Source organism: Ruminococcoides sp. (assembly GCF_057037865.1).
The window spans coordinates 40,895-52,096 of the sequence record NZ_DBLZMS010000001.1 but is presented as its reverse complement, the minus strand read 5'-3'; the positions used below and the strand labels follow the sequence as shown (position 1 = coordinate 52,096).

The 11,202-nt window shown below is 32.5% G+C and carries 7 protein-coding genes; all 7 read left to right on the top strand.

Going from position 1 to position 11,202, the window contains the following annotated elements:
• On the top strand, positions 1-878 hold an 878-nt coding region (locus AC2HW8_RS00235; protein WP_484326983.1), incomplete at its 5' end, for an FHA domain-containing protein.
• Positions 879-911: 33 nt separating this feature from the next.
• Positions 912-1,808 (top strand): PP2C family protein-serine/threonine phosphatase, encoded by an 897-nt coding sequence (locus tag AC2HW8_RS00230; RefSeq protein ID WP_412961899.1) that lies wholly within the window; start codon positions 912-914, stop codon positions 1,806-1,808.
• Positions 1,809-1,822: 14 nt separating this feature from the next.
• The gene (locus AC2HW8_RS00225; protein ID WP_195231110.1) at positions 1,823-1,984 is read left to right on the top strand and encodes a hypothetical protein; all 162 of its coding nucleotides are present in this window, start codon (positions 1,823-1,825) and stop codon (positions 1,982-1,984) included.
• A gap of 27 nt (positions 1,985-2,011) precedes the next feature.
• Entirely contained in the window at positions 2,012-4,864 is a 2,853-nt protein-coding gene (locus tag AC2HW8_RS00220; protein ID WP_412961897.1) for a protein kinase domain-containing protein, read from the top strand.
• Positions 4,865-8,815: an Ig domain-containing protein gene (locus AC2HW8_RS00215; protein WP_484326982.1), complete on the top strand. Its 3,951-nt coding sequence runs from the start codon at positions 4,865-4,867 to the stop codon at positions 8,813-8,815.
• A 325-nt stretch (positions 8,816-9,140) separates the two neighbouring features.
• Positions 9,141-10,055 (top strand): FHA domain-containing protein, encoded by a 915-nt coding sequence (locus tag AC2HW8_RS00210; RefSeq protein WP_484326981.1) that lies wholly within the window; start codon positions 9,141-9,143, stop codon positions 10,053-10,055.
• 8 nt (positions 10,056-10,063) lie between these two features.
• Complete coding sequence (locus tag AC2HW8_RS00205) at positions 10,064-11,122, top strand: AAA family ATPase (RefSeq protein WP_412961891.1); 1,059 nt, start codon at positions 10,064-10,066, stop codon at positions 11,120-11,122.
• The last annotated feature ends 80 nt before the right edge of the window (positions 11,123-11,202 follow it).

Below are 11,202 nucleotides of genomic sequence, written 5' to 3'. Positions count from 1 at the left end.
ATTTATCAAATATAACTTTAAAATCACCAAAAGGATTTGTTAAACCAGAAATAATTGCTAAAAATCAGATTGTATATGAGAATCTAAAAGGCGGGCGTATCAAATCTTATTTATCTATGGGAATACAAGTTTCACAGTTTTTTAGCATTGTTGATCAGGTTTTGAATATAACCAAGTACATTGTTGATAATGGACTGCTTCTTGAATGTTTAGTAAAAAATATTGATTACATATTTTTTGATGATGAAAATAAAGTTAGAATGATATATGTACCAATTTCTCATATGGCAGAAACTGAAGACATGTTATGGTTACTGAGTTATATGGCTGATAGTGCTGTTTTAAAAAATAAAAGCGAAATGAAAGAATTGAGGGATTTTAAGAATTGTTTGAGTAGCTTAAGTGCATTTGATATTGATAAAATACGCAAAGAGTTACCTTTGTACAAAAATTTCTTACATGAATTAGATGAGGATGAACCTACTGATTTAATGGATGAATCAACAGAACTGATGGATGACGATAAAACAGATTTAGCAGATGAAACCGAAACATATATTATGAATGAGTTTTCAGAACAAGTGACTGGATTTCCAAAATTGAAACGATTGTCTACAAATGAAGTTGTCTATATAAATAAATCCGTGTTTAGAATTGGTAAGGATAAAAATTGTGTTGACTATTTTATTGACAATGTTGCCGTTAGCAGAAGTCACGCAGATATTATTGTCCGAGGAACAAGATGTTTTATTGTTGACTTAAAATCAAAGAATAAAACATATATTAACGATAATGTTATACCAATAAATACTGAGTATGAATTGCACAATGATGATGTTATTACATTAGCTGATGAGGAGTTTATAATTAATTTTTAATGAACTTCATAGAATTGGTTACGGAGGTTAATAATGCATTTCACAATAGCAGCAGATACTGATGTAGGAATTTCTAAAAAAATAAATCAAGATAGTTTCATAATTAAGAAAGCATTAATTGGTAATTCCGAGATTGTAATGGCAATAATCTGTGACGGAATGGGAGGTCTTTCAAAAGGGGAATTGGCTAGTGCAACAGTAATAGAAGTTTTCTCTGATTGGTTTGATGATAATATTTTATATGAATTTGAAAATATAAACTTAGAAATAATAGGCGAAAAATGGTCACTCTTATTAAAGAAATTAAATTCTGAAATCAATGAATTTGGAAAAGACAGAGGAATACGATTGGGTACCACATTTACTGGAGCATTATTTGTTGATGAAAAATATGTTGTTGTTCATGTAGGAGATTCCAGATTATATCATATTGGAACTAAATTATCACAAATTACAAAAGATCAGACTTTTATCGCAAGGGCAATTGAAAATGGTGAACTAACAGAAAATGAAGCAAAAAATGATAGTAGACGAAATGTTCTTTTACAATGTGTCGGAGCTTCGAAATTTGTAGAACCAGAAATAATATTAGGAATTACTCAAGAAAAGGGATACTTATTCTGTTCAGATGGTTTTAGACATGTAATTACTGATGAGGAAATCTATACTTCATTAAACAAAGTTGTCAAAGACAATAAAAAAGCAATGTCTATGCAGATTAGGAAATTAATAGATTTAATAAAATCACGAAAAGAAAAGGATAATATAACTGCAATATATATTAAGGTTGAAAATATCTTTGACTGCAAATTTGAAAATAATGAAGAGAAAAAGAAATACACTTCACATTATACTTTAAAATTTTTGGTTATATTTTTCGGCATTATGTCAGTAGTATTTTTGTTTCTGGGAATAATTAAACTTTTTTAAATGGAGAATAAAATATGGACTGGTTAACTGATGAATTGATATGTTATGTTGGACTAGTGATTGCATTATTAGGTGTTGTTTTAGCGGTTTTCTCATTGTTTTTATACAAATTAAAAAAAGAAAAATTAATGAGTAAATACAATACTGAATATGGAGAAATCTCAAAAAGAAAATAATTCATAAAACTTTAATAGGGGTGTAGTATGTCTGAAATTATTTCTTCTACATATGAACTGATTGAAAGAATCGGATCAGGCGGTGGTGGTGTTGTATATTTGGCAAATCACCTTAGACTTGGGAAAAAGGTTGTACTAAAAGCGGACAAAAGAAAACTGACCACACGTCCAGAACTGTTGAGAAGAGAGGTCGATGTTTTAAAGAATCTCAGTCATAGCTATATTCCACAGGTATATGACTTCTTTGTTGAGAACGATACAGTATATACAGCTATGGACTATATTCAAGGTGAAAGCCTTGATAAGCCGCTAAAGAGAGGAGAAAGGTTTTCTCAGGCACAGGTTATTAAATGGGCGATTCAAATGTTAGAAGCTTTGGATTATTTGCACCAACCTATTCATGGAGATCCTCCAAAGGGTTATGTGCATAGCGATATAAAGCCTGCTAATTTAATGAAAAGACCAAATAATGATATATGCTTAATTGATTTTAACATTGCTTTAGCAATAGGGGAGAATAATGTTGTAGGATGTAGTATTGGCTATGCTTCACCGGAACATTACGGCCTGGACTATTCGGAAGTAAGCGGAACAGTTATTGATGAAAACGAAACGGTAACCCTTAATGATGAAACAGCCACTATTACCTTATCAAAAATAAAATCCGGTTCATCTAACAGTAAAAAAAGAATAATGCCTGATGTTAGGTCGGACATTTATAGCGTGGGTGCAACTTTATATCATCTGCTTAGTGGTGTACGTCCTGCAAAAGACGCACTAAATGTTGAAAAGTTATCGCAAAAAGAATTTAGTCCGCTGATTGTAAAAATAATATCTAAGGCAATGGAGCCTAACCCGAATTTAAGGTATCAGACAGCAGCTGAAATGCTTGATGATATTTTGAAGTTAAGGGAAAACGATCCCAGAACGAAAAAATTAAAAAAATTTAGATTGATTACGCTTGTGGTGGCTGCGGTTGTTTTTGCTGTTGGTCTTTCTATTGGTTTTATTGGATTAAAAAGAATGCAAACACGAGAAAGTTTTTTGAAGTTAGCGGAGTATTCAAGCAATGCTTTGCAAGATGGTAATTCAGAAAAAGCAATAAAATATGCGTTAGAAGCTACCTCCAGTAATAGTGGAATACTAACCCCAGGTTTGTTGCCGGAAGTACAAATGTCACTGACTACAGCGCTCGGAGTATATGATTTGGCAGATGGATATAAGTCATATAACACTATTGAGCTTCCTTCGGCAACAATATGTATGAGGTTATCTCCTGATGGAAAAACAGGAGCTTGTATATACTCAGGAAATCTTGCGATTTTTGATACCAAAAAGGCTGAAATTATTGAAACATTGCCTTCAGATGAATCTGCTTTGTCAGAAGTAGAATTTATTGATAATTACAACCTTTGCTTTGCCGGAAAATACGGAATTACAGTTTACAATCTTGCAAGTAAAGAAACTGTATGGACTGGTAATAAAGCAACATCAATAAGTGTTTCTAGCGATGGAATAAATGTGGCAGGAATTTATAAAGATGAGAATACAGCTACAATATATGATTCACAAACAGGAAATATATTACAAACAGTTGATTTTAACGGAAGAAGTCAACAAGTTACGACTAATGATATATTTGCAAATCCAAATGATAATCTCTTTGAAATAAGTAATGATGGAAATCTGTTAGCTGTGAGCTTTTCAGATGGTTCTTTATCTGTTTTTAATGTTGCTAACGACGATGAAATAGAATTGTATGACAGCACTTCTGATTTTACCCATTTTGAAGGTGGCTTTTACAAAGAATATTTTGCCTATTCCGCATCGAATACAACCAAATCTGTTTTTGTCGTGATAGATGTAAACAAAAAAGAACAGATTGGCGGATTTAATAAAGATGGATATTTTGAGGTTCAGGCTGATGAAACCGGAATATTCACAAAAATAGATAATATTTTGGTTGAAATTGATCCAGTATCGGGAGAGCAAACGCCACTGGTAAATACATCTGAAAATATTGTTGATTTTGCTCGTAGCGGTTCGCATACGATGGCTTCATATAAAGGCGGTGTTCTTTTCTTTGACGAAAAAGCTAATTTGACATCAAAAATTGATAAAAAGTTTTCATGTGATTTTATTCAGATTTCAGAAGGAGTAGCGTTAATTGGTAGTATGGACGAGCCTGTTATATGTATTTTAAAATATGAAAATCATTTGGATTCTCAAGTGTTCTCATATGATTCAGACTACTCTCACGATGAAGCAAGAATCAGTGCTGATGAAAGGACAATAATGTTCTTTACATATAAACAATTCAGAATATATGACTTTGATAATGAATTGATTTGCGAAGTTGATATTCCGAATGCATCAGATGTTTATGATCAACAATTCGTCAGAGATGGTAACAGCTCGTATTTGGAAGTTACATATTATGATGGCACAATAGAAAGATACAATGCTAGGGATGGCACAAAAATATATTCCGAAAAAGGAGATATACCGGATTCAACATTGTATGAAGAATTCTATACAGACAATTATAGAATTGAGTCGCCGCTTCACGGTACACCTAAAGTTTATAAAAAAGACAGTGATGAAATAGTAACAGAACTTGAAGAGGATGCATATTTGACATATGTTACGCAGGTCGATGACTATGTCATCACACAATATATTACAGCAAGCGGAGAATTCTACGGGTACTTGCTAAATGATAAATGCGAGAAAATAGCTTATCTGCCAAATCTTTGTGATATATTAAATGGAAAATTGATTTTTGATTATCCCTCAACAGGCGATATACGGAAATCTAAAATATACAACATTGATGAGCTTATTTCAATGGCTCAAAATGAAATTGATGGAGGAATTTAAATGAAACAAGTTAGAAGATTACTATCATATTTGCTTACAGTAATGGTGATAGTAACGGCAATTACTTCAACGGGTGTTGTAGCTCACGCTTCTATGTTGCCGTTGGAAGAAGTCAAGGCATATTTGGTCTTGAATGGAAAAACTGATGAGGAATTATCCTCAATGAAGTTGGATGATGTACTGGATATGCTTGTTGATTCAGAGGGAAACAAGATAGAAGTATCCAACAATGCTACAACTGTTTGGAAATATACAAAATCTAATGATGATGGATTAGAAGAATACAAACAATACAACATTGGGAAAAATGAAACTATTGATTTATCTATAGACGCTGATATAAAGGCTTATACTATCGAATTGATTATAGGTTCTTCAAACCAATTAGACAATGATAATATTAGGTATATTATAAAAGTCTTTATTACCGACACTGTTAGAGATGAAATTGGTTATGATTTATACTTGCAAGAAGCTTCCGGAAATCGATATTTAGTGACTCCGGAAAGGAAGAATTCGGGAGTAAACACCCAAATACCAAAATTTCCTTTTGCTGTGAATGAATATGTTGTTCCTGAACCCGAAAATGGAAACCAATACTATTTGGGAATTTCATCTATTGCCGACGAACACCCAAATATCAAAACAGAAGTATATGATTTTTGGGCATATATCAGTAGTGGCGGAAATACAGAAAATATTGATTCAATAACTGATGATATACTAAATCCAAAAATGGATGAAAGCAATCCCGGATTAGCAATAAATTACGGTGAAACAAATTGGTTTGCTATTGTATACTTAGATAATAATAATAATGTTATTGGACAGTCATTCATAACTTTTGCAGCTGTATCAGATACAACATATGTAGATGTAAGTTTGTATGCTAAAAATGGAAATGAATTTACAGATGCAGTATTACTTAATGTGGATCACATTGGATTTGAAGATGTAGATTCTTCATTTGCGGGTAAAGGAATACATGAACATTGTTTGATGCTTAAGGATGCTTATTCCGTAGATTCCGAATTATATTGTGTTCTTAATGCGCACGGAGTAACATACGGAGATCAGGCCAATAGTTATGTTAAAAAAGCAGTTGTCGGTTGTTATGATTCTTTAGAGGAAGCTGCAAATTGCGAAGATATAAAAGACCAGTTAATTCCGGTTGATCAGACATCATCTTCAAGAGGATATAAAGCAAATTATAATTATGAAAATGGCGGAGTTCAATTCACAATCTTTTTTGAGGACGGCAATGTTTGGAGATTGGATGTTTTAGCTATGGAGTACACTCCAAAGTATGATAAAAATTATTTTAAGCCATATACAGATAAACCCATAATTGGTCAAAAGGATCCTTGGTTTAATGTAACGGGTGCAATAGATGGCAATGGAAAAGAATACAGCGTAGATAAAGGTAATGCATATGTTGTTGAAAACGGCAAAAATATCAATATGGATACATATTACGGCTATGGCTATCAGACCGTTTTTATAAAAGATGACTCTAACTCTGATGTTGATTTATCCAATATGAAACCCATATTCAACTATACGGATGAAAATAGATTATATGCCGTTTCCGAAGATACCGGCGACAAAGTTGATGAAACGCACACAAGAGATTTTGCCGAGGCAAATCAGCAGTATACATTAGTATTTGATGATAATGAAAATCAAAAAAGAAATTATTGGATTACATATAAGAAATTAAATAATAATGGACCGGAGCTTTATGTTTTAGGACCGCAAGAAAGAGAAGTAATATTTGATGATTACTTTGGAGATAAGCACGACATTCTGATAGCTAATGTTGGTAATGCTCCCCTTACAAACTTGAGTGTTGAACTTCGGAATACTGAGAATGTTAAGCTCGACGGTTACTGGACAGTTGGCGGTAAGAACAACGATACATTAGCTGCTTTTTCAACCACCTCTAAAACTACTCAATACGGAGAATTACCTAATATGGGAAAGATTCGTTTGGTACCCGATGGTAACGGCGAAGTAAAAGGTACAGTAGTAATTAAGGCCGGTGAAGTAGGAAAAGAGCAGGAGGTTGTTATATCACTTAACGGTACAGTTAAAACACCGGAAATTATAACCGATAATTTGAGTGATGCAGTAAAATATGTACCTTATCAATACATAATTGCAACAGATAATATTCATGATAACATAAGAGAAGAATTTGAAATTGTTGAAGGTGAGCAGGCGTTACCTAAAGGATTGGTATTTAATAAGAAAACAGGTGAGATTTCAGGTGTTCCGCAAGTTCCCGATAATAATGCCGAATACGAAGATTATGAATTCACAATCAAAGTTAATTACTTTAATGAAGGTGAAACTGAATCATTCGAATCAGTAAGCAAAAAATTCAAATTGAGAGTTAATTCAAATACCAATGACAATGTTTATAACGCTTCAGATGAAGGCTATACAATTAAGGAACATATCGGTGCGAAAACTGAAAATTCACACGAATTTGTTTTGGAAAATATTGAAGAAGATCAGCTGTTTGTTTCAAATGGTAGCTATGGTGAGTTTGTCAATTTGTGGCTCAACGGTGAAAAATTAGAGGAAGGCATAGATTATGACTCGGAATCAGGTAGCACTAAGATTACCATAAAGAGTCAGACTTTTGAAAATAAAGCTGATAAGGACGGAACAAATACAATAGCGATGGAATTCCGTAACGATGATAATGAGGTTAACCGTACTGCCCAAAACTTTAATATTAAAAAGCAATCAAACACAGATAAAGATAAGGATAAGGCAAATAAAGAAGCGGCTGATAAAGTAGTTGCATTAATTGACGCTTTGCCAAACAGCGTTTCAATTTCCGATAAGAGTGCCGTGGAATCTGCGAGAAATGCTTATGATGCTTTAACCTCGGCACAGAAGGATTGTGTTCCTGAGTCCAGTTATAACAAATTGGTAGCGGCAGAAAATGCTATAGATACTTTAAATAAAAACCGAACAGCGGCTCAACCTGTAATCAATCTTATTGATGAAATTCCGACAAGTATTACACTTGATTGTAAAGATAAGGTAACAGCCGCAAGAAGTGCTTATGATAAGCTTACATCGGAACAAAAAGAGTATGTAACAAATTACAGTAAGTTAAGTGCTGCGGAAAACGCAATTGAAACATTAGAAGCCGAAGAACAGGCTCGCGCAAAAGACAGAGCGGCAGCGGAACCGGTTATTGAGCTTATAGACGCTATTCCATCTACGGTAACATTGGAAAGCGAGAATGCAATTACAACGGCTCGAAACGCTTATAATATTCTCCTCTCTAACCAAAAAGGCTATGTAACTAATTACAGTAAGCTTACAAACGCTGAAGATAAGCTCGCTGAATTGAAAAAAGATACTGACGAAAAAACCGTCAATATGGTTTGCAGTATCATTGATAAAGACGGTAAAGCGTTAGTTGATTACATTGCCGAAATTCATTCCAATGTTCTGCAATCAAGAACAGATGAAAACGGTTTTGCAAGATTTTCAAATGTTTTAATTGACGAACACACATTAATTATTAAAGATTCTAATGGTACAAAGTGTGCGGAAAAGACATTTAAAATTGTTGAGGGCGATTCGTTATCTATATCCGGTAATGAAATTACAGCAAAGGCAGGTTCAACATTTACATTATCGGTATCAGTAAATGATGGAAATATCAGTTTCTTAAAAGTTGAATCGGGAGATAAAGCCCCCGAACTTGAAAATGAGGATGATAAAACGCACTCAATAGATATTTCTGACAGCGCTAAGGATGAAGAAAATATTGATGATAAAACAATTGACATTATTAATAATTCTGCAACCTCACTGCAGACCGGCGATATCAGAAAGATGTATGCTTGGTATTTATTATTAATAGCTTCTTGGTCAACACTTGTCCTTATTTTTATCAGCTGCAGAAAGAAGAAAAGCAGATAGTAAACGGTAACGATAGTGGGTGGCAGTATTGCTGCCGCCCACCAATAGCAATCGTATAAAGAGTATAAGATGAATTTTGTTATGTTACAGCCAATTATATTTTTTGTCTTGTCATTTTGTTTTATGGTAATTGCTGTTTGTTTGATCGTAATAATTGTTCATTCAAATAAGAAGATAAAACAATCAGACAAAAAAGAATTAATTATCACAGAAGAAATAAAAAGCGTAAATACAAGTGAAGAATGTGATTTGTTTTTAGACTCAAATTCACTATTAAATTGAATTTGAATGTGAAAACTAAATAAATTTTGAGGCGGAAGTGAGTATGATAAAAAACGAAAAAATGATGATTTATGATGAATTTGTTTGTAATTCCAATATGTCGTATGTATTAAGAGACAATTCGGTGTTTTCTTCAACCGGATATAAAGTACTGCAAAATCAGAAAAATGATTGTTTTGTAAAATGTTGCAAGATGATATTAAACGGAAGAATACAGCTATATTACATAACAGAAGAATATATACAATTATCAAAGCTGATATTGTCAATTGACGCTGATATCTTTATATCAATAACTTCGGATTTTATTTCCCACATAATGTCTGTTAAAAGTAACGGTTTCTTATCTTGTAAAAACATAGATCTTTCTTTAGAACACATTTATGTTGATCCTTTAACAAATCATGTAAGACTAATCTATCTTCCCCTCAATGTCGATTTGTATAGTGATATGTTTCAGTTTGAAAGATCATTGAGAACTGAAATATGTAAGGCAATTAAGATGTCAAGTTCACTTAATTCTCCTCAAACTAATAAGTTATTAAAAAACTTGAATGATGAGACTGTACCAATTGAAAATTTAATTTGCAGTTTTGGCGGGGGTAAAGAAGCCGGAAATATTTATTTGAATAAATTCGGGCAAAATCTTGTAAAGCAATCAATGCGTTTAGTGGCTGTAAATACTCCGTTACCTTTTGAATTAAAAGTAAACAGAGATGAATTTACTATAGGTAGAAAAGAATCTCAAGTAGATGGATTAATTTCGTTTAATAAAATGATAGGCAGAGTTCACTGCAAAGTTAATTACATTAAAGGCAGTTATTATATTACTGATTTACAAAGTGCAAATGGTACTTATGTAAATAAAGTCAGAATAACACCAAATGAGCCGTGCAGAGTTGAAAATGGGGATATTGTTAGGTTGGCAAACAGTGAGTTTCGTGTAGAGATTATGTAGGAGGTACTATGGATAAAAAAGCCAAAATAGTAATAGCTGATTTGGATTTTGATTACATTATGCCTTTACAAGCCCGATTGGCTAAAATGTATTACAATCAAGTTGAATTGGAAATTATTACTGATAAGGACTATTATAAAGAATTTTTGAGTTCTCCCAAAAGCATTGATATATTGTTAGTTTCGGAAGAACTATACGATAACTCTTTAAACAGACATAAAATTGATAATATATTTGTACTTGTTGAGAATGATGACAATGACAAATCATTGAATCAAAATTTACTTTATAAGTATACAAGCGTAAAAGAAATACTTAATATTATTTTCAGTAAGAGCAAGGCCTCTTTAAGTTATAACACTAAAAACATTACAAGAAAAACCAAGGTAATATTGGTGTTTTCTGCAAGTGGGGGTGTTGGAAAAACAACGTTATCGTTAGGCCTTTCAGCGTGTTTGGCAAAAAATTATAGATCTGTTCTATATATGGAAGCTTGCAGATTGAACACATTTCATTATTTTATGAGCGATAAAGAACCAATAGCAACAAATGATGTGTATGCAAAATTGAGTATGGATGACATACCGAAGTATAATTTATTGAAGAATTATCTGAAAACAGAATTGTTTAGTTATGTACCTCCTTTTAAGGCATCGCTTGTGTCTTTAAACCTAAATTATGATATATTTGAAAAAATAGCCGTTTCATTTAAAAAATCGAATGAATTTGATTGCATTGTGATTGATACAGATAGTGTATTTGATGACTACAAGGCAAGATTATTAGAAATTGCGGACAAAGTTTTAATCGTTACCAAACAAACGAAATCCAGTGCATTTGCTTTAAAACAATTAATTGTAAATATGTCCGGATTAAATTCAGATAAATATATTATCGTTTGCAATGACTTTTGTAAAGATTCTGAAAATGCGGTTATTTTACCTGAATATGCATCCTCATTTTCAGTAAACGAATATGTTAATCATATAGAGAATTGTGAAACAAAAACGCTTGAAAATTTATCAGAGGAAGATACTATTAAAAGATTATCTTTCCTTATGATATAAATTTGGAGAAAACTATGGAAACAAAAAAAGCAATTATCGTATTCGAAATATCAGAACGAAAAGAGTCGTGTGTTTTAGAA

Bases quoted from the DNA above. Each gene is read 5' to 3' on its own strand.
- AC2HW8_RS00230 (WP_412961899.1), top strand. From the start codon at position 912: ATGCATTTCACAATAGCAGCAGATACTGATGTAGGAATTTCTAAAAAA.
- AC2HW8_RS00225 (WP_195231110.1), top strand. From the start codon at position 1,823: ATGGACTGGTTAACTGATGAATTGATATGTTATGTTGGACTAGTGATT.
- AC2HW8_RS00220 (WP_412961897.1), top strand. From the start codon at position 2,012: ATGTCTGAAATTATTTCTTCTACATATGAACTGATTGAAAGAATCGGA.
- AC2HW8_RS00215 (WP_484326982.1), top strand. From the start codon at position 4,865: ATGAAACAAGTTAGAAGATTACTATCATATTTGCTTACAGTAATGGTG.
- AC2HW8_RS00210 (WP_484326981.1), top strand. From the start codon at position 9,141: ATGATAAAAAACGAAAAAATGATGATTTATGATGAATTTGTTTGTAAT.
- AC2HW8_RS00205 (WP_412961891.1), top strand. From the start codon at position 10,064: ATGGATAAAAAAGCCAAAATAGTAATAGCTGATTTGGATTTTGATTAC.